This is a genomic window from Micromonospora sp. NPDC048898 (assembly GCF_043198035.1).
Classification (GTDB): Bacteria; Actinomycetota; Actinomycetes; order Mycobacteriales; family Micromonosporaceae; genus Micromonospora.
This window is the reverse complement of the sequence record NZ_JBICUF010000009.1, coordinates 179,998-204,611: the sequence shown is the minus strand read 5'-3', so window position 1 is coordinate 204,611 and position 24,614 is coordinate 179,998. Positions and strand designations below refer to the sequence as shown.

21 protein-coding genes and 2 pseudogenes are annotated in these 24,614 nt (G+C 72.5%); 3 read left to right on the top strand and 20 right to left on the bottom strand.

Annotation, left to right across the window (positions count from 1 at the left end; genetic code table 11):
* Positions 1-34: 34 nt before the first annotated feature.
* The 20 genes and pseudogenes from ACGFIQ_RS23295 to mraZ all read right to left on the bottom strand — a co-directional run bounded on the left by ACGFIQ_RS23295 (position 35) and on the right by mraZ (position 21,621).
* Complete coding sequence (locus ACGFIQ_RS23295; RefSeq protein ID WP_357069561.1) at positions 35-454, bottom strand: TraR/DksA C4-type zinc finger protein; 420 nt, start codon at positions 452-454, stop codon at positions 35-37.
* Positions 455-682: 228 nt separating this feature from the next.
* On the bottom strand, positions 683-2,182 hold the full coding sequence (locus ACGFIQ_RS23290; RefSeq protein ID WP_393246788.1) for a potassium/proton antiporter: 1,500 nt from the start codon (positions 2,180-2,182) through the stop codon (positions 683-685).
* 22 nt (positions 2,183-2,204) lie between these two features.
* Entirely contained in the window at positions 2,205-2,510 is a 306-nt protein-coding gene (locus ACGFIQ_RS23285; RefSeq protein ID WP_393246786.1) for a DUF167 domain-containing protein, read from the bottom strand.
* Between the two features lie 10 nt (positions 2,511-2,520).
* Positions 2,521-2,760 (bottom strand): annotated as a pseudogene (locus ACGFIQ_RS23280) (hypothetical protein); the annotation flags it as partial.
* 755 nt (positions 2,761-3,515) lie between these two features.
* Positions 3,516-4,325 carry a DivIVA domain-containing protein gene (locus tag ACGFIQ_RS23275; RefSeq protein WP_124820047.1) on the bottom strand — a complete coding sequence of 270 codons (810 nt, stop codon included), beginning with the start codon at positions 4,323-4,325 and terminating at the stop codon, positions 3,516-3,518.
* A gap of 44 nt (positions 4,326-4,369) precedes the next feature.
* Entirely contained in the window at positions 4,370-4,675 is a 306-nt protein-coding gene (locus tag ACGFIQ_RS23270) for a YggT family protein (protein WP_030334503.1), read from the bottom strand.
* A gap of 30 nt (positions 4,676-4,705) precedes the next feature.
* Positions 4,706-5,398, bottom strand: a complete 693-nt coding sequence (locus tag ACGFIQ_RS23265; RefSeq protein WP_393246783.1) for a cell division protein SepF — start codon at positions 5,396-5,398, stop codon at positions 4,706-4,708.
* A gap of 190 nt (positions 5,399-5,588) precedes the next feature.
* Positions 5,589-6,332 carry a YggS family pyridoxal phosphate-dependent enzyme gene (locus tag ACGFIQ_RS23260; RefSeq protein WP_393246781.1) on the bottom strand — a complete coding sequence of 248 codons (744 nt, stop codon included), beginning with the start codon at positions 6,330-6,332 and terminating at the stop codon, positions 5,589-5,591.
* 9 nt (positions 6,333-6,341) lie between these two features.
* On the bottom strand, positions 6,342-7,457 hold the full coding sequence (ftsZ, locus tag ACGFIQ_RS23255; RefSeq protein WP_357251061.1) for a cell division protein FtsZ: 1,116 nt from the start codon (positions 7,455-7,457) through the stop codon (positions 6,342-6,344).
* Between the two features lie 244 nt (positions 7,458-7,701).
* A complete protein-coding gene (locus ACGFIQ_RS23250) occupies positions 7,702-8,520 on the bottom strand; it encodes a cell division protein FtsQ/DivIB (protein WP_393246779.1) in 819 nt (272 codons plus the stop codon).
* On the bottom strand, positions 8,517-10,082 hold the full coding sequence (gene murC / locus ACGFIQ_RS23245; protein WP_393246777.1) for a UDP-N-acetylmuramate--L-alanine ligase: 1,566 nt from the start codon (positions 10,080-10,082) through the stop codon (positions 8,517-8,519). The genes ACGFIQ_RS23250 and murC overlap by 4 nt, the downstream gene beginning before the upstream one ends.
* Positions 10,079-11,185: an undecaprenyldiphospho-muramoylpentapeptide beta-N-acetylglucosaminyltransferase gene (murG, locus tag ACGFIQ_RS23240; RefSeq protein ID WP_357556319.1), complete on the bottom strand. Its 1,107-nt coding sequence runs from the start codon at positions 11,183-11,185 to the stop codon at positions 10,079-10,081. Before murG ends, murC begins: the two co-directional genes overlap by 4 nt.
* Entirely contained in the window at positions 11,185-12,612 is a 1,428-nt protein-coding gene (locus tag ACGFIQ_RS23235; protein ID WP_393246986.1) for an FtsW/RodA/SpoVE family cell cycle protein, read from the bottom strand. Before ACGFIQ_RS23235 ends, murG begins: the two co-directional genes overlap by 1 nt.
* Positions 12,613-12,937: 325 nt before the next feature.
* On the bottom strand, positions 12,938-14,062 hold the full coding sequence (gene mraY, locus ACGFIQ_RS23230) for a phospho-N-acetylmuramoyl-pentapeptide-transferase (RefSeq protein WP_357069539.1): 1,125 nt from the start codon (positions 14,060-14,062) through the stop codon (positions 12,938-12,940).
* Positions 14,059-15,456 (bottom strand): UDP-N-acetylmuramoyl-tripeptide--D-alanyl-D-alanine ligase, encoded by a 1,398-nt coding sequence (murF, locus tag ACGFIQ_RS23225; RefSeq protein ID WP_393246774.1) that lies wholly within the window; start codon positions 15,454-15,456, stop codon positions 14,059-14,061. The genes mraY and murF overlap by 4 nt, the downstream gene beginning before the upstream one ends.
* On the bottom strand, positions 15,453-16,976 hold the full coding sequence (locus ACGFIQ_RS23220) for a UDP-N-acetylmuramoyl-L-alanyl-D-glutamate--2,6-diaminopimelate ligase (RefSeq protein WP_393246772.1): 1,524 nt from the start codon (positions 16,974-16,976) through the stop codon (positions 15,453-15,455). The genes murF and ACGFIQ_RS23220 overlap by 4 nt, the downstream gene beginning before the upstream one ends.
* 91 nt (positions 16,977-17,067) lie before the next feature.
* Positions 17,068-19,275 (bottom strand): peptidoglycan D,D-transpeptidase FtsI family protein, encoded by a 2,208-nt coding sequence (locus ACGFIQ_RS23215; RefSeq protein WP_393246770.1) that lies wholly within the window; start codon positions 19,273-19,275, stop codon positions 17,068-17,070.
* Between the two features lie 3 nt (positions 19,276-19,278).
* The gene (locus tag ACGFIQ_RS23210) at positions 19,279-19,884 is read right to left on the bottom strand and encodes a hypothetical protein (RefSeq protein ID WP_393246768.1); all 606 of its coding nucleotides are present in this window, start codon (positions 19,882-19,884) and stop codon (positions 19,279-19,281) included.
* Positions 19,874-20,983 (bottom strand): annotated as a pseudogene (rsmH, locus tag ACGFIQ_RS23205) (16S rRNA (cytosine(1402)-N(4))-methyltransferase RsmH). The gene ACGFIQ_RS23210 and the pseudogene rsmH overlap by 11 nt, the downstream one beginning before the upstream one ends.
* A 206-nt stretch (positions 20,984-21,189) precedes the next feature.
* Positions 21,190-21,621 (bottom strand): division/cell wall cluster transcriptional repressor MraZ, encoded by a 432-nt coding sequence (gene mraZ / locus ACGFIQ_RS23200; protein WP_357069529.1) that lies wholly within the window; start codon positions 21,619-21,621, stop codon positions 21,190-21,192.
* Positions 21,622-21,976: 355 nt separating this feature from the next.
* Between mraZ and ACGFIQ_RS23195 the strand changes: the two genes are divergently transcribed.
* Genes ACGFIQ_RS23195 through ACGFIQ_RS23185 form a run of 3 tightly spaced genes read left to right on the top strand, consistent with a single transcriptional unit; the run spans position 21,977 to position 24,613 of the window.
* Positions 21,977-23,224, top strand: a complete 1,248-nt coding sequence (locus ACGFIQ_RS23195; RefSeq protein ID WP_355007801.1) for a MurT ligase domain-containing protein — start codon at positions 21,977-21,979, stop codon at positions 23,222-23,224.
* On the top strand, positions 23,214-23,933 hold the full coding sequence (locus ACGFIQ_RS23190) for a type 1 glutamine amidotransferase (RefSeq protein WP_393246766.1): 720 nt from the start codon (positions 23,214-23,216) through the stop codon (positions 23,931-23,933). Before ACGFIQ_RS23195 ends, ACGFIQ_RS23190 begins: the two co-directional genes overlap by 11 nt.
* Entirely contained in the window at positions 23,930-24,613 is a 684-nt protein-coding gene (locus tag ACGFIQ_RS23185; RefSeq protein ID WP_393246764.1) for a TVP38/TMEM64 family protein, read from the top strand. Before ACGFIQ_RS23190 ends, ACGFIQ_RS23185 begins: the two co-directional genes overlap by 4 nt.
* Position 24,614 lies beyond the last annotated feature (1 nt).

Sequence of the window (24,614 nt, the reverse complement as noted above, 5' to 3'; positions counted from 1 at the left end):
CGCTCACCGTCTCATCGCCGCCGGGGAACGGACCTCAGCGCCGCTCCTCCAGCTGCTTGCACGTCACACACTGGGTGGCCGACGGGAAGGCGGCGAGGCGCTCGACCGGGATCGGGTTGCCGCACCGCTCGCACCAGCCGTAACCACCCTCGTCGAGACGCTCCAGAGCGCGCTCGACCTGTGTGGTTCGTTCCAGGATGCTGTTGGCGAGAGAGATCTCCTGCTCCCGCTCGAGCGTCTTGGTGCCCGTGTCGGCCTGGTCGTCCCCGGCCGAGTCGGTCAGCCGATCGCGCTGCAGCTCGGTGATCTCACTCAGCGTCTGATCGTACTCGGCGCGAAGCTCGTCCCGCCGCGCCGCCAGCGCCGCCCGGATCTTCTCGGTCTCCGCCGTGCTGCGGGTGGCCTTCGCCACCGGCTTGCGCCCGGCGGTCCTGGTGTCGGCTGGCTTCGCCATGGGTCGCTCCCTCGGCCGGGGAGCCGCGTGTCCGCGGCGCCTGGTCAGGGGGCGCCGACCACGGCGTCCCCTAAAATTGGACGAAAAGGGGCACACGGCAACGATGGCCGCGTACTCCGGAGGTTGGCAAGAATACGGAACGTACAGGCGTCCGACAACGTGCCGCACCGTCGCACCGCTCAACTACCCCTAGCCCTGCCTAACTAGGGCAAAGGGAACGCTAGCAGGTCAACCTGCCGCCTCATCCCCGTACTCGCCAAACCATCGGGCCAGGCGACCCCGCCGGCTGACCGCCCGCAGCCGCCGTTCGGCGGCGTCGCGCACCCCCGCGGTCGCCACGATCAGCAGACTGTCGCCGGTCTTCAGCCGGGTGCCCGGCGTGGGCACGAAACCCACCCCGTCGCGCAGCACCAGGGTGACCGACGCGCCCAGCGGAAGCCGCAACTCGTCGACGTGCACACCCGCCAACCGCGAACCCGGCGGCACCTCCAACTGCAGCAGGTCCGCCCGCATCCGCTCCAGTGGCGCGGTCTCCAGGTGGATCTCGGTGGCCTCGGCCGGCGCGGTCACCCGCAACCGGCGGGCGAACGGCCCGAGTGTCCCGGTCTGCACCAGCGTGAAGATCACCACCAGCACGAAGACCACGTCGAAGAGGCGTTCCGCCCCGGGCACCCGCTCGGAGAGCGGAATGGTGGCCAGCACGATCGGCACCGCCCCGCGCAGCCCCGCCCAGGACAGGAACGCCTGTTCGCGGAGGTCGACCCGGAACGGCAGCGCCGAGACGGCCACCGACAGCGGGCGGGCCAACAGCACCAGGGCCAGCCCCGCGACCACCGCGGGCAACACCGCCGCGTCCAGCCGGCCCGGCGAGGCCAGCAGCCCGAGCAGCACGAACAACCCGATCTGGGCGAGCCACGCCAGCCCGTCGGCGAAGCCGAGGATCGCCTGCCGGTGGGACAACCGGGCGTTGCCCAGCAGCACCCCGGCCACGTAGACGGCGAGGAACCCGGAGGCGTGCAACACCGCCCCCGCGGCGTACGCCAGCACGGTGATGCCCACCGCGGCGATCGGATAGAGCCCGGCCGAGGGCAGCGCGGCCCGGCGCAGCGCCCAGGTGCCGGCGACGCCCGCACCCACACCCACCGCCACGCCGACGCCCAACTCGTAACAGACCAGCCCGGCCTCGTACCACCACGGGTGCGACCAGCCCTGGTGCGACAGCAGCACCACCAGCAGCACCACCGGGGCGTCGTTCATGCCCGACTCGGCCTCCAGGGTCGCCACCAGCCGGGGTGGCAGCCGCAGCCGGCGCAGGGTGGCGAAGACGGCCGCCGCGTCGGTGGACGAGAGCACCGCGCCGTAGAGCAACGCCAACCGCCAGTCCAGCCCCAGCAACAGGTGTACGGCGATGCCGACCACCACGATGCTCACGACCACGCCGAGTGTGGAGAGGGCGGACGCCAGCCCGAGCACCGGGCGCAGCGTGGTCCACCGGGCGGTCAGGCCACCCTCCGCGATGATCACGATCAGTGCGCAGAAGCCGAGGGTGCGGGTCAACTCGACATCGTCGAAGCGGATGCCCAGCCCGCTCTCGCCGATCGCCACGCCGAGCGCCAGGTAGACCAGCAGGCTGGGCACACCCAGCCGGGTGGAGAGGCGCACCGCGCCGACGGCCACCAGCAGCACGGCCGCACCCAGCAGCAGCGCGACATCAAACCCGGGCGTCACGGCTGCCCGGCCTGGACGTTCCTCACTCGCCGGATCCGTCGCGCAGTCGGCGCAGCACCTCGGGAAGCTCGGGGCTGGGCCGATCGACGAGGAAGAGCTTGTCCCGACTGGCCGCGCCGGCGCGCAGGGTGACCGCGGCCCGCCGGACGCCCAGGGCAGCCGCCAGGGCCCGCCGGGCCGCCTCGGTCGCCCGACCGTCGACGGCCGGATCGTGCACCGCGATCACGAGGGCGGGACCGTGCGGGCCATCGAAGCGGCCGCCCACCCGGTCGGCGGAGGCGGCGGGCTTCACCCGTACCGCCACGGTGAGCGTGTCCTGTGGGGGCACCGGCGCCGCTTCAGATCGGCCGGACGTCGGCGAGCAGGGCGGTGGCCGGCGCGCAGGAGGCGCACGGGGTGAAGCCGAGCTCGGCGGCCTCGGCGACCGGCAGCGTCTCGGGCACCCAGCCCACCAGGTGCGGGCAGCTGTCGAGGTGGTAGCGGGGGTGGCCGTCCACCACCTGGACGGCGTCGGACAGTCGCGCCACCCGGGCCGCCTCGGCGGGGGTGACCAACTGCTCGGCCGGCTCGTCGGCGGCCGGGGCGCCGTGGCTCAGCTCGTCGTCGGTCGACGTCGCCACCGACGATGCCGGGCTGATCGGCCTGGCCGCGGGGGGCACGTCGTCGGCCGACGTCACGAACGGCGTCCCCGCGTCGAACGGGGACGCATCGTCGACCCGTGGGTCGAACGGGGGCGCATCGTCGCCGTGCGCGTCGAATCTCGGCGCATCGTGGGCGCGCGGGCCGAACGGGGACGCATCGTCGACCCGCGGGTCGAACGGGGGCGCATCGTCGACCCGCGGGTCGAACGGGGGCGCATCGTCGCCGCCCGGGTCGAACCTCGGTGCGTCGTCGGCGCGTGCGGCGTGGTCGACCGGCGGCGCGGGTGGTTGCCGCCACCCGGTGCCGCCGGTCCCCACCGTCGTGGGCACGTGCTGGACCGGCACCTCCGGCTCGACCAACGGCGGCCCGTACGCGACACCCGGGGTGGCCTGGCTGGCCGTGCGGGGTGCGTCGGGGTGCCGCCGGTCGGGCCGGTCGGGATCCGCCGTGGCGCGGTTGGCGGCTGCCTGGCGGGCGCCCACCACCAATGCCACGGCGGCCAGCAGACTGGCCGCGATAGAGATGATCAACAGGAAACTGGAGCCACCGGCCAGGCCGAGCACCAGGAGCACCACCGCGACGAGGATGAGCAGGAGACTTGCGACTATCACGGGTCACCCCCGCCGCGTCGTGCCGTCCAGACAGGGCCGGCGACCGTCACCATGTGCGGTAAGCGATCGCCGGCCGGCGCTCAGCGTCCGGCTTCGAGGGCGCCGGAACGCCCGCCGCCGCCGTACGAACCGGCGAGACCCGCAGCGGCCAGCCCGTTGCCGCCGGCGACCCGGCCTGCCTCGGAGCGGGTCATCTCGGCCTCCAGGCCCTGGCCACGACCGTCGAGGTCGCGCAGCTGGCTCTCCAGGTACGCCTTGAGCCGCGTGCGGTACTCGCGCTCGAACTGCTTGAGCTCCTCGATGTGCTTCTGCAGGGCCGTGCGCTTGGCGTCCAGGCCGCCCATGGCCTCCTGGTGCCGCTGGCGGGCGTCCCGCTCCAGGGCATCGGCCTTGGCGCGAGCCTCGCGGGTCACCTCCTCGGCCTTGCCACGGGCCTCGGACAGCAGCTGGTCGGCCTCGCGGCGCGCGTCGGACACGTGGTCGTCGGCGGTGCGCTGGGCCATCATCAGCACGCGCAGGGCCTGCTGCTCACCGTCACCGGTGACGCCGCCGGCCGGACCGCCGGTCGCGCGGACCTGCTCCAGCTCGGCCTGCATCGCGCGGGCGGCCTGCTCGGCCGCCGACTTGTCGCGCTGCACCCGGTCCAGTTGGGCCTTGACGTCGTTGAGCTCCGCCGCCAGTCGGGCGTCGCCGCCGGGGCCGGCGGGGGCGCCGCCACGGCCGCCGCGCTCCACCTGGGCGCGCAGCTCGTTGTTTTCCTCGATGAGACGGGCGAGCTCGCGCTCGACCTCGTCCAGGAAGGCGTCGACCTCCTCCTCGTCATACCCCCGCTTGCCGATCGGCGGCTTTTTGAAGGCGACGTTGTGGACGTCGGCCGGGGTCAGCGGCATCGAAACTCCTCGGGTCAGTTGCGGCCGCGAAAGCGCGTCGGTCATCAGGCAGATGCCCTGATCGACGGCCCTAACACGAACTCCATCAGCACGAACAGGATAACCAGGAGCACAAGGGAGGCCAGGTCGATGCTCACGGTACCAATTCGCAGCGGAGGGATCACACGCCTCAACGCGTTGAGAGGGGGATCAGTGACGCTCCACACGGATTCCAATCCTGCCGATGCGCCACGCCCCGGTTGCCAGCGACGGCCGTACTGCAGGACGGCGCTCAACACGAACCGGGACAGAAGAAGAAGCAGGAAGACATAAAGGATCAGGTACAGCACTTGCAGTAAGATCGACAACACGGTCAGCGACGTCCCTCGGGTCGGGCGGGGTCAACTCAGACTGAAAAAGCCGCCCTCAGCGATCTTGGCCTTGTCCTCAGCGGTGACCTGGACGTTAGCCGGTGAGAGCAGGAACACCCGATTGGTCACGCGCTCGATCGTACCGCGCAGGCCGAACGCCAGACCGGCCGCGAAGTCAACCAGACGGCGGGCGTCGGCCTCATCCATTTCGGTGAGATTGATGATCACCGGGACGCCGTCGCGAAAGTGCTCACCGATGGTGCGCGCCTCCCGGTAGGTGGTCGGGTGCAGCGTGGTGATCTGGTAGCGCTGCTCCTCCTCGGGAAGAGCCCGCTCCCGCGACGTGACCTGCGGCGCGAGGGCCAGGTTGTCGCGGGTGTGGTACGACAGCGCGCCGGAGGTCTCGCCGGCCGACGACCGGGTGATCGACCGCACGCTGGACCGCTCGGCCCGCTCCGCGCGCTCGCCGTCACCACGCTCGGACTCGCTCAACCGCCCGCTCGTCCGCTCGGAGAGTCGACCCCGCTCAGTGGCGCGCGGCCGGGGAGCCGGCGGCTCCTCGGTGTCGTCCTCGTCCTCGTCGGCGAACTCCTCGGCGTACCGGCTCTGCCGGTACCGCGAGTCGCGGTAGCCACCCTTGTCGTAACCACCGTCGTCGTAGGCTCGCTCGTCGTCTTCTTCGACCAGACCGAGCCAGACCCCCGCCTTGCGCAGTGCACCCATCCCGCGCCCTTCCGTCCGCCGTGCGGCACGCGCCCCCGTGCCATGTCGCCCGTCGCGAGTGGACAACCATGCCCATCGGACCGGAACCGCAATCCCCCCAGCACGCGATTCGCGTCGCGCGCCCGACCCCGACCAGGAGCGCCGCTCCCCTGAAACAACACTGATGTAATTTGCTTGTCTCGCGGTCAGGCTACCGCAGCGTGGGACGCATTCCGAGCAACGCGCTACCGACGCGGACATGTGTCGCGCCGTATCGGATCGCGATGTCGAAATCCCCGCTCATCCCCGCGGACAGCCCGGTGGCTCCCGGATGGACCGTCCGAAAGGCGGCGGCCACCTCGGCGAGTCGGGCGAAGGCCCGTTCCGGCTCCCACCCCAGCGGAGCCACCGCCATCAGACCGACCAGACGCAGACCCGGCGCGTCGGCGACCGCCTCGGCCACCGGCTCCAGCCCGGCGCCCGGATCGGCCGAGCCGGGCAACGCACCGCCCCGGGCCGCGTCGCCGTCGATGCTCACCTGGACCATGGCGTCCAGCGGCACCTCCCGGTCGACTGTCGCGGCCGCCAGCGCCCGGGCCAGCCGGACGCTGTCCACCGAGTGCACCGCGTCGGCGTAACGGACCACCGAGCGGGCCTTGTTGCGCTGCAACTGGCCGATGAAGTGCCAGCGGGGACGTACCCCGGCGGCGGCCACCTCGGCGGCCTTACCGGCCGCCTCCTGGTCGCGGTTCTCCCCCACGTCGGTCACCCCGAGCCCGGCCAGCGCCACCACGTCGCTGGCCGGGTAGGTCTTCGTCACGGCGATCATCGTGACCTCGGCGCGGTCCCGACCGGCCTGCGCGCAGGCGTGGGCGATACGGGACCGGATCTGGGCCAGGCCGGCCGCCAGTTCGGCGTGGCGGTCCGGTCGTACCGTGGCTGAGCTGTCGGTCATCGGCGGTGCTCAGGACCCGTTCTTGAGGAAATCGGGGACGTCCACGTCGTCGAAGAGCACGCGGCGCGGCGACTGGGCCGGTGTCGGGTTGCTGACCGGTGCCGGCACCGGGGTGCTCTGCGGCGCCGGCTGGTTGGTGTTGGTCTTGCGGGTCGGCTCGGCCGCCTTGTACGCCGGAGTGCCGCCGTCGAAGCCCGCCGCGATGACCGTCACCCGCACCTCGTCGCCGAGCGCGTCGTCGATGACCGCGCCGAAGATGATGTTGGCGTCCGGGTGGGCCGCGTCGGTGACCAGTTGGGCGGCGTCGTTGATCTCGAACAGGCCCAGGTCGGAGCCGCCGGCGATGGAGAGCAGCACGCCCCGCGCGCCGTCCATGCTCTGCTCCAGCAGCGGGCTGGAGATGGCCGCCTCGGCCGCCTCGACCGCGCGGTTTTCCCCGCGGGCGCTGCCGATGCCCATCAACGCGCTGCCGGCGCCGCTCATCACGCTCTTGACGTCGGCGAAGTCCAGGTTGATCAGACCCGGGGTGGTGATCAGGTCGGTGATGCCCTGCACACCGGAGAGCAGCACCTGGTCCGCCGTGCGGAACGCGTCCATCATGCTGATGTTGCGGTCACCCAGGGCCAACAGCCGGTCGTTCGGGATCACGATGAGCGTGTCGCACTGGTTGCGCAGCTCGTCTATTCCCGTCTCGGCCTGCACCTGGCGGCGCTTGCCCTCGAAGGAGAACGGCCGGGTCACCACGCCGATGGTCAGCGCACCGAGCTTGCGGGCGATGTTGGCGACCACGGGCGCGCCACCGGTGCCGGTGCCGCCGCCCTCACCACAGGTCACGAAGACCATGTCGGCACCCTTGAGCACCTCTTCGATCTCGTCGCGGTGGTCCTCGGCGGCGTTCTTGCCGACGTCGGGGTTGGCCCCGGCCCCCAGGCCACGGGTCAACTCCCGGCCGACGTCGAGCTTGACGTCGGCGTCACTCATCAGCAGCGCCTGGGCATCGGTGTTGATCGCGATGAACTCGACGCCCTTGAGCCCAACCTCGATCATCCGGTTGACGGCGTTGACGCCGCCTCCGCCGATGCCGACGACCTTGATGACCGCCAGGTAGTTGTGCGGAGGTGTCATCTCCGGTCCTTTCTTCGAGATTGGCTTCGGCCGACCGGGTACGGCGTGGCCAGACCAGCGGCCGACGACAGCTGTCACCAGCGAGAGTCAGAGGCGAACCCTCACCCTCTACTAGAGGCTTACAGTTATGTCAACCACTGAACCTCTTCGGGGCAACGTAAGCGCCACCGCGCGATGAGCCAAGGACCCGCCCGGCGTGTCGCCGGCCCGAGCGCGACGGCTCACCCTTGACGGCGCTGGCCGGTCAGCGAAAGGTCACCACGTCGGGAGCGCTCACGTCGATCCGTGCGGCGTCCTCGTCCAACAGGGCGGTGGCCACCCGGGCCTTGTCCGTGCCCCGCGTCGCGTCCCCCCAGACAACCGTCCGGTCCCCCTTCAACCGCAGGCTGATCCGGGCCAACCCCTCCACCCGGACGTCCACCAACTCGGCGCGCAGCTGCGGAGTCAGCGCGGTGAGGACCTCCAGGGCGGCCCGGGTGCCCGGGTCGTCGGCGGCCGGGCGGGTCACCGTCACCTGCGGCAGCTCGGCGGGGCGCCGGTCCACCGTCCGGAACGCCACCCCGCTGCGGTCGATCAGGGCGAACGACTCCCCCTGCGGCACCGCCGCCACCGGGGTCCGCTCGGTCACCCGCACCACCAGCGCGCCGGGCCAGTCCCGGGAGACCGTGGCCCGCTCCACCGCCGGCAGCGCGCCGACCCGGCGGGCGGCGGCAGCCAGATCCACCCGGGCCAGCGGCACGCCGTCCGGCACCGCGACCGCGTCGTGCACCTGCACCGGGGTGACCAGGTCGGCACCCTCCACACGCACCTCCCGGACGCCGAACAGCCCGGTGCCGAGCACCGTCCAGGCGACGAGCCCGGCCAGCGCGAGCACGCCGGCGCCCACCGCCCACGGCAGTGCCGCACGCATGCGACGCTGCCGCGCACGAGCCATGAACCGACGGGTCGAGGGCGGCACCGCGTCGCGGCCCGCCCGCACCAGCTGCCACCGCCGCGCCGGGCCACGGCGCGGGGCGCCACCGTCTGCGGCGCGGGTCCGCCCTCGGGCCGGGCCGGGACTCATCCGGCCAGGGGCGCCGCGCCGCCGGGTGCGGCGGTGCCACCGAGAGCCGCTCCGTCGCCGCCGGCCGTGGCCCCTCCGGGCACCGGATCGCCGATCGCCGGGGACGTGGCCACCTCATCGACGGTCGCGGTCGGTGCGGGACCGGCCGCACGGTCACCCAGGGCGGCCAGCAACTCGTCGCCCATCAGCGAGATCGGCGGGGCGCCCATGGTGACCACCACGTCCCCCGAGCGGGCCCGGCGGGCCACCTCGACCGGTGCCTGCTCCCACGACTCGACGAAGACCTTGCGGTCGGCGGGCAACGCCACCGCCGCGATCAGCGCCGCCGAGCCCTCGCCGGGCTGGCGCAACTCGCCCGGCCCGAAGACCTCCAGCAGCACCACCTCGTCGGCGAGGGCCAGCGCATCGGCGATCTCCGCCTGGTTGTCGCGGGTGCGGTACAGCCGGTACGGCTGGAAGACGACGATCAGCCGGCCGTCCCCGGCGACCTCGCGCAGCGTCTGCATCGCGAGGGTCATCGAGGTCGGGTGGTAGGCGTACTCGTCGTAGACCAGCACGCCGTCCGCGAGCCCCTTGCGCTCGAAGCGCCGTCGCACGCCGGGAAAGACCGCCAGCGCGGCCTCCGCCGCCTCCAGGGGCAGTTTCAGCAGGTACGCGGTCAGCACCGCGGCGGCGCTGTTCAGCCCCATGTGCCGCCCCGGCACCGGCAGCCGGAACTCGCCAAGCGACCGGCCGTCGATCGCGGCCAGGTAGCGCACCCCACGTGCGGAGGAGACGACGTCGGTCAACCGCAGGTCGGCGTCGGCGGCCTCGCCGTAGGTGAACACCCGCCGCCCCTCGGCGCGCAGGCTCTCGGCCAGCCGTCGACCGCCCGGGTCGTCGGCGCAGGTGATGATGAACCCGTCGGGGTCGGTGAGGCGGGCGAACTCCACGAACGCCGCCTCCAGCGTCGCGTAGTCGCCGTAGGTGTTCAGGTGGTCGGCCTCGACGTTGGTGATGATCGAGACGTACGGGCGGTAGATGAGGAACGAGCGGTCGCTCTCGTCCGCCTCGACCACGAAGTGTTCGCCGGTGCCGTGGTGGGCGCCCGAGCCGACCTCGGAGATCTCCCCGCCGATCACGAAGGACGGGTCCACACCGGCCTGCTGGAGCACCATCGTCACCATCGAGGTGGTGGTGGTCTTGCCGTGCGTGCCGGCGACCGCCACCGCCCGGCGGCCGGTCATCGCCGCGGCCAGGGCCTCCGAGCGGTGCAGCACCCGCAGGCCGCGCCGACGTGCCTCGACCAGCTCCAGGTGGTCCGGTGGAATGGCCGACGAGTAGACGACGGTGTCCACGCCGTCGAGGTTCGTCGTCTCGTGGCTGAGGTGGATGGTGCCGCCGAGCGCCCGCAGGCCCGCCAGCGAGGGCCACTCCCGCAGGTCGCTGCCGGAAACCCGGATGCCGCGGGTGAGCAGCAGCCGGGCCACGCCGAGCATGCCCACCCCACCCACGCCGATCAGGTGGACGGCGCCCAGGTCCTCGGCGGTGAGCGTGCCGGCCGGGGTGAACTGGGCGGTCACCGGGCCACCGCCGCAATGACGAAGGAGCGCAGGGCCTCGTCACCGTCGCGCCGCCCGTACGCCGCCGCCGCGGCGCCCATCGCGTACAACCGCTGTGGGTCGCGGATGAGGGGGATGACGGTGCGCTCCAACCAGTCCGGTGTGAGCTCCGCGTCGTCGACGAGCAGCCCGCCGCCGGCCTCCACCACGGGCAGCGCGTTGCGCCGCTGCTCCTGGTTGCTGTGCGGGTACGGCACATAGATCGTGGGCTGCCCGATCGCGGCCACCTCGGCGACGGTCATCGCCCCACCCCGGGCCAGCATCAGGTCGGCGGCGGCGTAGCCCAGCTCCATCTCGGACAGGTAGGGCAACGTCACGTACGGCACCGGCAGGTCGGTGGGGATCGGCACCGGCTCGTTGCGGGCGCCCATCACGTGCAGCACCTGCACGCCGTTGCGGGCCAACTCCTTGGCCGCCCCGGAGACGGCCAGGTTGATCGAGCGGGCACCCGACGAGCCGCCGGAGACGAAGAGCACCGGCAGGTCCGGGCGGAGCCCGAAGTGGGCGCGGGCGGCGTTACGCAGCGCGTACCGGTCCAGCCCCGCGATGCTGCGACGCAGCGGCACCCCGACGATCGTGGCGTCGCGCAGCGACTCGGCCTGGCTCGGCTGGTGCGGGAAACCGACGGCGATGTTCTTGGTGAACTTCATGCCCAGCCGGTTGGCCACACCCGGCGGCACGTTCACCTCGTGGATCACCATGGGCAGCTCCCGGCGCCAGGCGGCGAGGTAGGCCGGCACCGAGACGTACCCACCGAAGCCGACGACCACGTCGGCCTTCACCTCGTCGATCACCTTGCCCGCGGCGCGCGCCGCGGTCCACATCCGCCCCGGGGTACGGACCAGGTTCATGTTGACCGACCGGGGCAGCTGGTACGCGGGGATCTGCCGCAGGTCGTAGCCCTGCGGCGGAATCAGGTCGTTCTCCATGCCCTTGGGTGTGCCGAGGCAGGTGATCCGGACGCCCGGGTCGTGTCGGCGCAGGCAGTCGGCGAAGGCGAGCAACGGGTAGATGTGCCCCCCGGTGCCACCTCCCGCGAGCACCACCGAACGCAGCGGACCCATCAGCGTCTCCTCTCGCTCGCCGTACCCCCGCGGCTGCGGTCCTGGCGGACCCCGCGCGGCGCGGCCTGGTCGTCGTGGCGCCGCTCGCGGGACCGGGGCACGGACCCTCGGCCAGCCGGCGGCGTCGCCGGTCGGCGGCGCCGGCCGGGAAGCGGCGGCAACGGGGCCCAGAGTAGTCGGACCCACCGGGCCGGCGGACGGGCATGCAGTGCTCTGGCCGCATCGGGTTCGGCACGGGCGAAGGATGCCAGCATGCCGATCGCGGCCAACGTCACGACCAGGGCACTTCCGCCGTCGGAGATGAACGGCAACGGCAGGCCGGTGATCGGCAGCAGCCCGACCACCCCACCGATGTTGATCGCGGCCTGGCTGACCAGCCAGGTGGTCACGGCGGCGGCGGCGAGCCGGCGGAACGGATCGTCGACCCGTCGGGCGATCCGCAACCCGGTGTACGCGAGGACCGCGAACAGACTGAGGATGACGACACACCCGATCACGCCCAGTTCCTCGGCGATGATCGCGAAGATGAAGTCGTTGTGCGCCTCGGGCAGCCAGTCCCACTTCAGGCTGCCCTTGCCCAGCCCGACACCGAACCAGCCACCGTGCTCGATGGCCAGCCGCCCCTGGTAGACCTGGTAACACGGGTCTCCGCACTTGTCCGGCGGCGGCGGGTTGAGAAAGAGCGTCAGCCGCGCCAGGCGGTAGTTGTCCGCGCCGCGCTCGCCGGAGCCGGCACCCAGCGAGGCCACCGCGATGAGCAGCCCGACGCCGAGCAGACCGACCACCGTCAGGGCGCCGAAGACCCGCATCCGCACCCCGGCGGCCCAGAGCAGACCGACCACCAGGGCCAGTAGGCAGAGCATGGTGCCCACGTCGTTGTAGCCGACCAGGACGAAGAGCAGGCCCAGCACCGGGAAGAGCGGGGTGGCCAGCTCCCGCCACCAGCCCAGCGCGGCGCCCTTGCGGGCGATCACGTGCGCGCCCCAGAGCACGAGCGCGAACTTGGCCAGTTCGGAGGGCTGCACCTGGATCCCGCCGACGAACAGCCAGAGCAGCCGCGCCTCGATCGGGCCGATCCGCGCGGAATCCTGGTCGGTCAGGCGGGCGTACGCGAGCAGCAGGTTGAGCACCAGCAGCAGCGCGATGGAGGTGAACAGCAGCGGCCGGCCCAGCGACCGGTAGGTGCTGGCGGGCAGGCGCTGGCAGGCCCAGAACGCCCCGATGCCCAGCACCGCGAAGATGGCCTGCTTGGTCACCGACGCCGAGGCGTTGCCGTCCTCGGCGAAGTCCTTCACGCTGGTGGCCGAGAAGACCATGGTCAGCCCGATCAACAGCAGCAGGCCGGCGCTGGACAACAGCAGGTAGTAGGAGGCCAGCGGCCGGTCCAGCAGGCCGCGCAGCGCGGCGAGCCCGCCGGCCGCGTCCAGCCCGCGCAGCGCCGGCGCGACCGCCTCCGCGGTACGCGCCGCACCCGGTTCCGGCCCCCGAGCGTCGTCCACGGGCGCGCCCACCTCCGCGGTACGCGCCGCGCCCGGTGACCGTCGCGGTCGACCCGCTGTCCTGTCGTCGGTGCCGAGTTCGTCCCCCACCGGGACATCATCACCGCTGAACACGCCCGACACCCCCAGAACTCCTCTCGGGCGTGTCGCCCCCCTCCCCCGTCGATCTTGCACTTTCTGTCCCGACGAAGGCCGCAGAGCGGGACATTCCGGGGTGCGAAAGTGCAAGATCGGCGCGGATGGGGGCAGCGGATCAGGTCATGTTCGCCAGGAACTCGCTGTAGAACAGGCCCAGGGCGATGGCCACCCCGATGCCGGCGATGATCCAGAAGCGCACCACGATGTTGACCTCGCTCCAGCCGGCCAGCTCGAAGTGGTGCTGGAGGGGCGACATCCGGAACACCCGTTTACCCGTGGTCTTGAAGGAGATGATCTGGATCACCACGGACATCGTGATGATCACGAAGAGCCCACCGATGATCGGCAGCAGCAGGATGGTGCGGGTCGACATCGCCATGCCGGCGATCAGGCCGCCCAGCCCCAACGCCCCGGTGTCGCCCATGAAGATCCGCGCCGGGGACGTGTTCCACCAGAGGAAGCCCACACAGGCCCCGGCGGCGGCCCCGGCGATCAGCGCGATCTCCAACGGGTCGCGGACCTCGTAGCAGTACGGCTGGGTGTAGTTCGGGTCGGCGCACCAGTGCCGGTACTGCCAGAACGCGATCAGCGCGTACGAGGCGAGCACCATCACCGACGCGCCGGTGGCCAGACCGTCCAGACCGTCGGTGAGGTTCACGCCGTTCGTCGCGGCCATCACCACGAAGATGAAGATGATCACCGCGCCGACCTTGCTGACCTCCAGGGCGTCGATGTCCCGGATGAAGCTCAGCGTCGTGCTGCCCACCGTCTCGGTGTTCGTCGCCACGCCCGACCCGTTGGTCATCGTGCTCGGGAACCACAGCGCGATCACGCCGAAGACCGCACCGACCAGGATCTGGCCGAGCAGCTTGCCGCGCTTGTTCAGACCGGCGCTGTTGCGCTTGCGCACCTTGAGGAAGTCGTCCAGGAAACCCACCGCGCCGGAGAAGACCATCAGCCCCAGCAGCACCAGCGCGGTGATGGTCGGCTCCACCTGGGCGATCTGCTGGTCCGGCAGGGTGGTCAGGGCGAGGTGCCCGGCCACGTACGCGATCACCGTGGCCAGGATGAAGACCACGCCACCCATCGTGGGCGTGCCCTTCTTGCCCTGGTGCATGGCCGGGCCGTCGGACCGGATCGGCTGACCGGCCTTGAGCCGGGTGAACACCTTGATCGCGATCGGGGTGCAGAACAGCGAGACGATGAAGGCCACCCCGATGGCGACGATGACAGCCCTCATCGGGTCGGCTCCCCGCCGGTGTCGGCGCGCAGGGCGTCGGCCACCTCCCAGGTCCGGTACCGGGAGCCCTTGACCAGGACGACGTCACCCGGTCGTAGCTCGCCCCGCAGCACCTCGACGGCCGCCGCCTGATCGGTGAGCAGCACCGACTCTCCTCCCCAGTTCGCTACCGCTGTCGCGCCTTCGTGGATCGGCGCGGCCGGCTCGCCCACCACGAGCAGCCGGTCGACACCCAGTTCGGCCGCGAGTCGGCCGACCTCGGCGTGGCCGTCGTACTCGAACGGACCCAGCTCGGCCATGTAACCAAGCACCGCGACGGTACGCCGTCCCTGGCCGATGCTGGCCAGCGCCCGCACCGCCACCGCCATCGAGGCCGGGTTGGCGTTGTACGAGTCGTCGATGACTGTCACCCCGTCGGCGCGGTCGAAGACGTCCATCCGGCGGGTCGAGACCAACGTCAACTCGCCGAGGGCCGGCGCCAGCTCGGCCAGCGGCAGGCCCAACTCCCGGGCCACCGCCGCCGCGGCGAGGGTGTTGCCGACCTGGTGCCGCCCGGTCACCCCGAGCCGCACCGGCGCGCGCCCCTCCGGCGTGACCAGGGTGTACGACGCACGCCCCCGCTCGTCGAGCGTGACGTCCTCGGCGCGCACGTCGGCGTCCGGCGCCTCGCCGTAGCGGACCACGCGGGCCCGCGTCCGGCTCGCCATCGCGTCCACCCGCGGGTCGTCGGCGTTCAGCACGGCCAGCCCGTCCGGTGGCAGCGCCTCGACCAGCTCGCCCTTGGCCTGCGCGATGGCCTCCTGCGAGCCGAACTCGCCGATGTGCGACGTGCCGACGTTGAGCACCACGGAGATCCGGGGCGGCACCAGCTCACACAGGTAACGGACGTGCCCGATCCCGCGCGCGCCCTTCTCCATCACCAGGTAGCGGGTGTCCGGCCCGGCCCGCAACGCGGTGTACGGGTGACCCAGCTCGTTGTTGAACGACCCGGGTGGCGCCACCGTGGCCCCGAGGCGGGCGGTGAGCTGGCCGATCAGGTCCTTCGTGGTGGTCTTGCCCGACGAGCCGGTCACGCCGACCACTGTCAACCCGGGCAGCCGGTCCACCGCGGCGCGAGCCAGCCGGCCCATCGCGGTCAGGGCGTCGTCGACGAGCACCATCGGCACCCCGGGCACCTCGCGGCTGCCGAGCACCGCCACCGCCCCGGCCTGGACCGCCGTGGCCGCGTAGTCGTGCCCGTCGACCTTCTCCCCGGGGAAGGCCACGAAGAGCGAACCGGGCCCCACCTTGCGCGAGTCGAACTCCACCGAACCGGTGACGGTGGCGGTCGGCTCGGCGCCCACCAGCCGGCCGTCGACGGCCGCGGCCACCTCGGCCAGGCTCAGCGCGATCACCGCTGACCCGCCAGGTCCCCGAAGCGGGCCCGCAGCGCGTCGGCCAGCTCCGTGTTGTCGTCGAACGCAAGCACCTCGCCCGCCACCTCTTGGCCTCGTTCGTGCCCCTTGCCGAGCAGCGCGATCACGTCGCCCGGCTCGGCCAACCGAACCGCCTCGTCGATCGCGGCGCGCCGGCCGGACACCTCGATGATCCGGGCGGCCGTGCCGGCCCGGTACGCCCCGGCGAGCACCTCGGCGCGGATCTCCGCCGGGTCCTCGGTACGGGGGTTGTCGTCGGTCACCAGCACCACGTCGGCTCCCTGCGCGGCGGCGGCACCCATCACCGGCCGTTTGCCCCGGTCCCGGTCGCCGCCGGCGCCGATCACACAGATCAACCGGCCGACGCTCAGCTCACGCAGCGCGGCCAGCGCGGCCACGATCGCGTCCGACTTGTGCGCGTAGTCGACCACCCCACGCACCGGCCCGACACTGTCGACCAGCTCCAACCGGCCGGGCACGCCACCGCAGGCGGCCACGCCGGTCGCCGCGGTCGCCGGGTCCACCCCGGCGCCCACCAGGGCGGCGATGGCCAACAGCGCGTTGGCCACGTTGTGCCGGCCGGGCAGCGCCACCCCGGCGGACAGGACCACGCCGTCCGGGCCGTGCGCGGTGAACCGCTGGGCGTACCCCTCGCCGCCCACGCCGTCGGCCCACCAGGTCGCGCCCTGGTCGCCGGCCGCCGAGTAGGTGACAGTGGCCGGCTTGCGCAGCGGCAGCAACGCCGGGTCGTCGTGGTTGAGCACCTCGACCGCACAGCGCCCGTCGAAGAGCTGGGCCTTCGCGGCGAAGTAGTCGTCACGGTCGGCGTGGAAGTCCAGGTGGTCGGAGCCGAAGTTGGTGTAGCCCCCGACGGCGAACCGGACCCCGCCCACCCGACCCATGGCCAGCGCGTGGCTGGAGACCTCCATGACCACGGCGGTGACCCCCCGTTCGCGGGCGGTGGCCAGCATGGCGTGCAGGTCGGTCGCCTCGGGGGTGGTGCGCACGCTGTCGATCACCAGGTCACCGAGCCGGGTCTCCACGGTGCCGATCAGCCCGGTGGTGTGCCCGGCGGCCCGCAGCCCCGACTCGACCAGGTACGCGGTGGAGGTCTTTCCGGCGGTGCCGGTCACGCCGATCACGGTGAGCGCGGCGGTCGGGTCGCCGTAGACCGCCGAGGCCAGCTCGCCGAGCACCGCGCGGGGGTCGGGCACCACCAGGGCGGGCAGACCGCTCGCCGCCGCCAGCTCGGCGCCGGCCGGATCGGTCAACAGGGCCACCGCGCCGGCCTCGGCGGCGCCGGCGGCGAACTCCGCGCCGTGCCGGCGCGCACCGGGCAGCGCCGCGTACAGGTCGCCGGGGCGGACCTCCTGGCTGGCGTGGGTGGCCCCGGTGACGGTCACCGCGGCGGCGTCCGCCGGGAGGTCGACGGCGAGCCGGACGGCGAGATCACCGAGCCGGACTCCGGTCACGGTACGTGGACGTGGATTGCCAGGCACGGCGTCAGACCCTACCCGGTCGTCCGGTTCCGGCCGTACAGCCGCCCCGGTGGTTCGTCGGCACCCACCGATGATGTCCCGCCGCCGCTGCTCAGCGCGGATAGACCACGAACTTGGGTGCCGAACCACCGGTGGACGGCGGCACGCGATAGTGACGCAGGGTGAACTGCATCATGTCGCGGAACGCCGGATTGGCGATCGCCGCGCCCCCACCGTCGGGCGCGTACACGAAGACCGCGATCACGTACCGGGGGTTCTCGGCGGGAGCCATGCCGATGAAGGAGGACACCTCGCCGCGCTGCTTCTTGCCGTCCACCAGCCGCCAGCCGGTGCCGGTCTTGCCGGCGACCCGGTAGCCGGGGACCGCGGCGGTGGTTCCGGTGGCCTGGTCGACAGTGGTGACCGCCTCCAGCATGGTGCGCAGGGCTGCCGCGTTCTGCGGGCTGAGCACCGACCGGGTCACCGGCGCCGGGGCGGGGGTGCGCTTGCCGTCCGGGCCGATCACCTCCTTGACCAGGTGCGGCTGCACGTAGGTGCCGTTGTTGGCGATGGCGGCGTACGCGGCGGTCATCTGGAGCGGGGTGGCGTCGACGCTGTGCCCGATCGGCACCGACCCGTACGACGACCCGCTCCACTCCTCGGCCGGCAGCAGTCGCCCGGTGGCCTCCCCCGGCATTCCCTCGCCGGTGGGCCGGCCCAGCCCGAACCGCTTCTGGTAGTCGATCAGACGGTCCCGGCCGAGTTTGTCGGCGACCGTGATGGCGCCGACGTTCGACGAGTAGGCGAGCATCCCGGGGATGCTCATCCGCTTGCCGTTGGCCGGGTGCGTGTCGGAGAACCAGGTGTCGCCCATCTTGATGCTGTTGGCGATGGGCAGCGTGGTGTCCGGCGTGATCACCCCCTCCTGGAGGGCCGCGCCGTAGGTGATCGCCTTGTGGATCGAGCCGGGATCGACGATGAAGCTGGTCGCCGCGTCCTCCCGCTCGACCGGGTCGCTGTCCGCCGGCTTCGCCGCGCTGTAGGTGGGGTCGCTGGCCTGGGCCAGCACCGCGCCGGAGGGGATTTCCATGATCACGGCCGCGCCGGTGCCACCGCGCTGCTTGGCCATGCCCTCGCTGAGGATCTGCTGCGTCCGGAACTGCAGGTCGCCGTCGATGGTGAGGCCCAGTGAGCTGCCCGGCTTGGCGGGAGTGGTCTGGCTGAAGCCACCCGGGATCGGCGCGCCGAGGTCACCGAGGCCGGCCTCGTACCGCCGCTGGCCGTCCTGCCCGGCGAGCACGTCGTCGTAGCGGGCCTCCAGCCCTTCCAACCCGACCATGTCCTGACTGGTGAAGCCGATCAGGTTGGCCGCCAGGTCACCACCGGGCACCTCGCGGCGCTCGTCGCGGTGCACCCCGATGCCGGGCAGCCCCAGAGCCTGTACCCGCTTGGCGGTCGGGATCTCCACCCCCCGGGCCAGGTAGGTGAATTTGGAGAGGTTGCCGTTCTCCAGCTTGCGCGGCTTCATCAGCTCGACGAGCTTCGACGCCGGGATGCTGAGCAGCGGGGAGAGCGCCTTGGCGACGGCGGCCGGGTCCTGCACCTCGGTCGGGTCGGCGAACACGTACCGTGCCTCGACGCTGCGGGCCAGCGGGGCGCCGGTGCTGTCGTAGATCGCGCCCCGCGGCGCCGGCAGTTCGACCTTGATGGTGCGGTCGGCGACGCCGCCACCGGCGTATGCCGGGGCGTCGACCGCCTGGAGGAAGATCAGCCGGATTCCGATGGTCACGAACAACGTCAGGGCCAGCGCGGTGCCCAGCCGCAGCCGCAGCCGCGAGTCGGCCAGCTTCGGCGGGCGCGGTGGCTTGCGCGACGGCCGCCGGGCCGCCGGGCGGTCGGCGCGGCGTGGCGCGCGCGGCGTGGTCCGTCGACGCGGCGGCGGCTCGTCGACACCCGGACCACGCGGGGTACGCGGCGCGACGGTGCGCACCACCCCGCCACGTCCGGCGGCGGGGGCGTCGCGCCGGCCGGCCCGGGCGGCGGCCCGGCCGCCGTCGAGCACCTGCAACGCCGGCCGGAACGGGTCGCCGGAACGGGTGCTGCGCGGGGTACGCCGTTGCTCGGCGCCCACACCGCGCGGCGGCGTGCCGCGCTCGTCGCGGACGGTGCGACCCCGTGGCGTGTACGCGCGGGCCCCGGCGATGCCCCCGATGCCCGGCTCACCGGTGCGCGGCTCGGCGTCGGTGGGGTTGGCGTCACGCGAAGAACCGCGCCGGGTCCCCGTGGGGTCCCGGCGCGGCTCGTCCGACCGTCGTGGCACGGGTCAGCCTCCCGCACCCTGGCTGGTCACCGAGGGCTTGCCGCTCGCCGGCTGCGGCACGCCGATGGTCTTGCCGTCCGGCAGCCGGATGTAGCCCGGCTCGCCGGCGTCCACCAGGCCCAGCCGCCGGGCCTCGGCGATCAGGTTGCCCGGCGCCTCGGACTCGGCGATCTGCTTGTCCAGCTGCTGCTTCTCCAGGTCCAGTCGAGCCTGCTGCTGCTGCAGCCGCTCCAACCGGAACGCGTTCTCATTGATCTTGGTGTTGACCGCCAGGATGCCCAGCACCCCACCGACCACCAGCACCACGATCAGCGCCGCGAACGGCGCACGCGGCACCGAGATCGGCGGTGGCGGCGCCACCCGCAGCCGAGGCGGCCGGGTGCTGCTGGCCTTGGCGGCCTTCTCGACCGGCCGCAGCGCGGCGGTGCCCTGGGTGGGGAACTCGCGCGCCCCCCGGGCGCGAGTCTCCCCCTGCTGGTTCACTCGATCGATGCGTGGCGTACCGTTTCCGAGGCGCGGAGCCCGCTCCGCCGCGGTCCGGCCCCCCGACCGCGGTGCGCGCTGCCCGCCGCCGGTGACGTCCCGGCGGTCGCGCTTGTCAATGCTCATGTCCCTCCCCCTCAACGTCCGTCCCTCTGCCGTCCCGGTGCCCCTGACCCCCCACGGATCAGGCGGACCCCGTGCCCGGTTGGTGCATTCCCTTCACCCGTCGGCGAGACCGTTCGCGGTCGGTCCGCCCCTGCTCTGTCGCGTTCGGGTCGAGCCTTTCCGCGGCCCGCAGCCGCACCGAGGCGGCCCGCGGGTTCGCGGCGACCTCCGCCTCCGTGGGCAGTTCGGCGCCCCGGCTGAGCAGCCGGAACGTCGGACCGGACCCGGGAAGCTCGACCGGGAGGTCGACCGGGCCCTTGCTGCGGACCCGGTCCGCGAGCGCCACCTTGGTGAGCCGGTCCTCCAACGAGTGGTAGGACAGGACCACCATGCGACCGCCCACGGTCAGTGCGTCGAGTGCGGATGGCAGCGCTGACTCCAGCGCCGCCAGCTCTCTGTTTACCTCGATCCGTAAAGCCTGAAACGTTCTCTTTGCCGGGTGCCCACCCGTTCGTCGGGCTGGTGCCGGAATGGACTCCCGGACCAGCTCCGCCAACCGCGCGGACGAGGTGATCCGGCCGCGTTCCCGCTCCCGCAGGATCGCCGAGGCGATCCGGCCGGCGAACTTCTCCTCGCCGTAGACCCGCAGCACCCGGGCCAGGTCCGGATGCGCGTAGGTGTTGACCACCTCTTCGGCGGTCACCCCCCGGGTCTGGTCCATGCGCATGTCCAGTGGCGCGTCCTGGGCGTACGCGAACCCGCGGTCGGGCGCGTCCAACTGCAGCGACGAGACACCCAGGTCGAACAGGATGCCGTCGATGCCCGGATAGCCCAGCCGGTCCAACACGTCGGGCAGCTCGTCGTAGACGGCGTGCTCCAGGTGCACCCGATCGGCGAACCGGGCCAACCGGACCCGCGCGTGGGCGAGGGCCTCGGTGTCCCGGTCGAGCCCGATCAGGACCGTTTCCGGGTGCGCCTCCAGCACCGCCTCGGCGTGCCCGGCCAGGCCGAGCGTCGCGTCGACATGAACCGTCCGGCCGCCTCGACCCAGCGCGGGGGCCAGCAGCTCGAGACACCGCTCGAGCAGCACCGGCACGTGTGTGCCGCGCAACTCCCCCATGATGACCCCCACTGGTTGAAACGTCCGTTCTTCTCGTGCGCCTGTCGTCGGACGGCGCTGCCGTCGTACCGCCAGATCCCCATCCGCTCCCGCCGGACACCGGACCGTCGCCCGATGACTGGATCGTGCGCCTGGCACCGGGGAAGGGGTGCCAGGAACTCGAAAGCGGCTGGAGATCTCGCAGTACGTCGGGGCGCCGTTCCGCCCTACAGACCGCCGGGCAGCACCCCCTCCGAGATGTCGGCGAAGTCGTCTTCGCTCTCGGCGAGGTAGGTCTCCCAGGCGGCCCTGTCCCAGATCTCCACCCGGGTGCTCGCCCCGATCACCACCAACTCGCGTTCCAGCGCGGCGTACGCCCGCAGGTGGGCCGGAATGGTCACCCGCCCCTGCTTGTCCGGAACCTCGTCGTGCGCGCTGGCGAAGAAGACCCGGCTGTAGGCCCGGGCCGCCTTGTGCGTCATCGGCTGCGCGCGCAACTGGTCGGCGATCCGCTGGAACTCAGGGGTCGGGAAGACGTAGAGGCAGCGCTCCTGCCCTTTGGTGACCACGACACCCCCCGCCAGCTCATCCCGAAACTTGGCCGGAAGGATCAACCGGCCCTTTTCGTCCAGGCGTGGAGTGTGGGTGCCGAGAAACACCGGCCCTACCCCCTCGCCCCTGAGCGGCGTTCGCGGCGCCGCTGACCCCCCGGGCCGGTGAGCCCTCCCGGCCTCACCATTGGTCCCCACTCTACTCCACTTCCCTCCACCTGCAACCAGATTCGCCCGCGTGGCGTCTCCAACCCGAGGGCAAAACAGCACGTCAAGAGGGGTGGAGCGGAGTGGAGGGCCTCGGCGACCCACCGGCGTGGTCCGCTTTCCGACATAGATCGACTCCGTCCGGTGGACTCCCTCCCGGCCGCCCGCGCAGCCACCACGGCCGAACGGTTCACCGTCGGCGGCGATCTGGTGGGGCGGGCGGTCCGGTAACCTCGCTCGCGTGACGGACGCGAAAATGCCCCTACGGGCCAAGGTGGCCAGCTCCGTGTCACGGACCGCCGCGGCGCTCTCCCGGGCGGCCGGCCGTGGCGACGGTTCGGTGATCGGCGGGTGGATCGGCCTGAAGATCGACCCGGACCTGCTGGCCCACCTGTCGGCCGGGCGTGCGATCGCGCTCGTCTCCGGCACCAACGGCAAGACCACCACCACCCGGTTGACCTCCGCCGCGGTCGGCGTGCTCGGCCGGGTCGCCACCAACTCGTTCGGCGCCAACATGCCCAGTGGGCACACCTCGGCGCTGGCCAAGGCCGGCAGCACCCCGTACGCGGTGCTCGAGGTGGACGAGCACTACCTCGCCCAGGTGCTGGAGGCGACCGAGCCGCACGTGGTCGCGCTGCTCAACCTCTCCCGCGACCAACTCGACCGCGCCAAGGAGGTCGCCATGATGGCGCAGCTCTGGCGCGCGGCGCTGGTCCGGCACACCAACGTCCGGGTGGTGGCCAACGCCGACGACCCGCTGGTGGTCTGGGCGGCCACCCCGCCGGGTGACCCCGCCCGCGGCATCAACCCGCCGCACGTGACCTGGTTCAGTGCCGGCCAGCGCTGGCACGACGACTCCTGGGTCTGCCCGGAGTGCGGCTCCACCATCCAGCGCTCCGGCGAGCAGTGGTGGTGCACGGGCTGCCCGCTGCGCCGACCGGAGCCGCACTGGGTCGTCGAGGACGAGGGGGTGCTCGACCCCACCGGCGCCTGGCACAAGGTCTCCCTGCAACTGCCCGGCAAGGTCAACCTCGGCAACGCGGCGACCGCGCTGGCGGTGGCCGCCGAGTTCGGCGTCCGCCCGGTCGACGCGGTGTCCCGCCTCGGCATCGTCACCTCGGTGGCCGGCCGCTACGCGCAGGTCGACAAGGACGGGCGCAACATCCGGCTGCTGCTGGCGAAGAACCCGGCCAGCTGGCTGGAGGCGTTCGACATGGCCGACAACGCCCCGACCCTGCTCTCCATCAACGCGCGCGACCCCGACGGCCTCGACACCTCCTGGCTCTACGACGTCGACTTCGCCCCGCTGCGCGGCCGGCAGGTGTTGATCACCGGTGACCGGGCGTACGACCTGGCGGTCCGCCTGGACGTCAACGACGTGCCGTTCCAGCACGTCCGCACGTTCGACGACGCACTCCGTTCGGTCCCGCCCGGTCGGCTGGAGGTCATCGCGAACTACACCGCGTTCCAGGACATCCGAGCGGAGTTGGACCGTGTCATCTGAGAGCCTGCGCATCGTCTGGATCTACCCCGACCTGCTGTCCACCTACGGCGACCGGGGCAACGCCCTGATCCTCGCCCGCCGGGCCCGCCAACGCGGGATGCCCGTCGAGGTGCTGGAGGTCCGCTCCGACCAGCGACTGCCCGCGACCGCCGACATCTACCTGGTCGGCGGCGGTGAGGACGGCCCACAGGCGCTGGGCGCGCAGCGCCTGATCGCCGACGGCGGTCTGCACCGGGCGGTCGCCCAGGGTTCGGTGGTGTTCGGCGTCTGCGCCGGCTACCAACTGCTCGGCACCTCGTTCTTCGCCAAGGGCGTGCAGTGCCGTGGCCTGGAGCTGCTCGACCTGCAGTCCGACCGGGGCGCGAGCCGGGCCGTGGGCGAGCTGTCCGGTGAGATCGACCCGCGGCTGGGCCTGCCCCCGCTCACCGGTTTCGAGAACCACGGCGGTCGCACCCATCTGGGCCCCGAGGTCTCCCCGCTGGCCCGGGTCACCGCCGGGGTGGGCAACGACGGCGCCACCGAGGGCGCGTGGCGCGGCAAGCTGCTCGGCACCTACTCGCACGGTCCGGCGCTGGCCCGCAACCCGGCCCTGGCCGACCTGCTGCTGCGCTGGGCCACCGGGGCACACCAGCTTCCGCCGCTGGACGACACCTGGCCCGACCGGCTGCGCAACGAGCGCCGCTCTGCGGTGGCCGCCGCCCGGGCATGATCCGTGCCGTCCGTCGGCTGCTGCGGCAGCCGTCGGCCGCCCGGTTCGCCCTGCTCGTGCTGCTGATCGGCGGCTGCGGGCTACTGCTGCTCCTGGCACCCCGACCGGATCCGAAGCAACTGCCACTGCTGGCCGACCGGCTGGGCGACCTCGCCCCGGTGGCGGCGATCCTCGGCGGCGCGCTGCTGCTTGTCGCCCTGGTCCCCCGGACCTTCGTCACGCTCGCCGCGGGCGCGATCTTCGGCCCCCTGGAGGGCGCCGCGTACGCCCTGGGTGCCGCACTGGTGGCCGCGGCGATCGGGTTCACGGTCGGCCGGTTACTGGGCCGGGAGTTCGTGGCCGAACGGGTCCGTGGCCGCCTGGCCCGCCTCGACGGCTGGTTCGCCCGGCAGAGCGTGGTAGGTGTGGTCACCGTCCGGCTGCTGCCGATCGCCGGCTTCGGGCTGGTCAGCTACGGCTACGGCACGACCGGCGCCCGGGTGCTGCCGTTCCTGGCCGGCAGCGTGATCGCCTCCGCGCCGACCGCCTTCGGCTACGCGGCGATCGGCGCCGCGGTCAGCTCGCCCGGCCACATCAACTGGTACGCCGCGGCACCAGCCAGCCTCGGCCTGATCGCCAGCGTGGTCCTGGTCCACACGTGGTGGCGCGCCGAACGACAACGCCGCCGGATGCCGGTTTGAC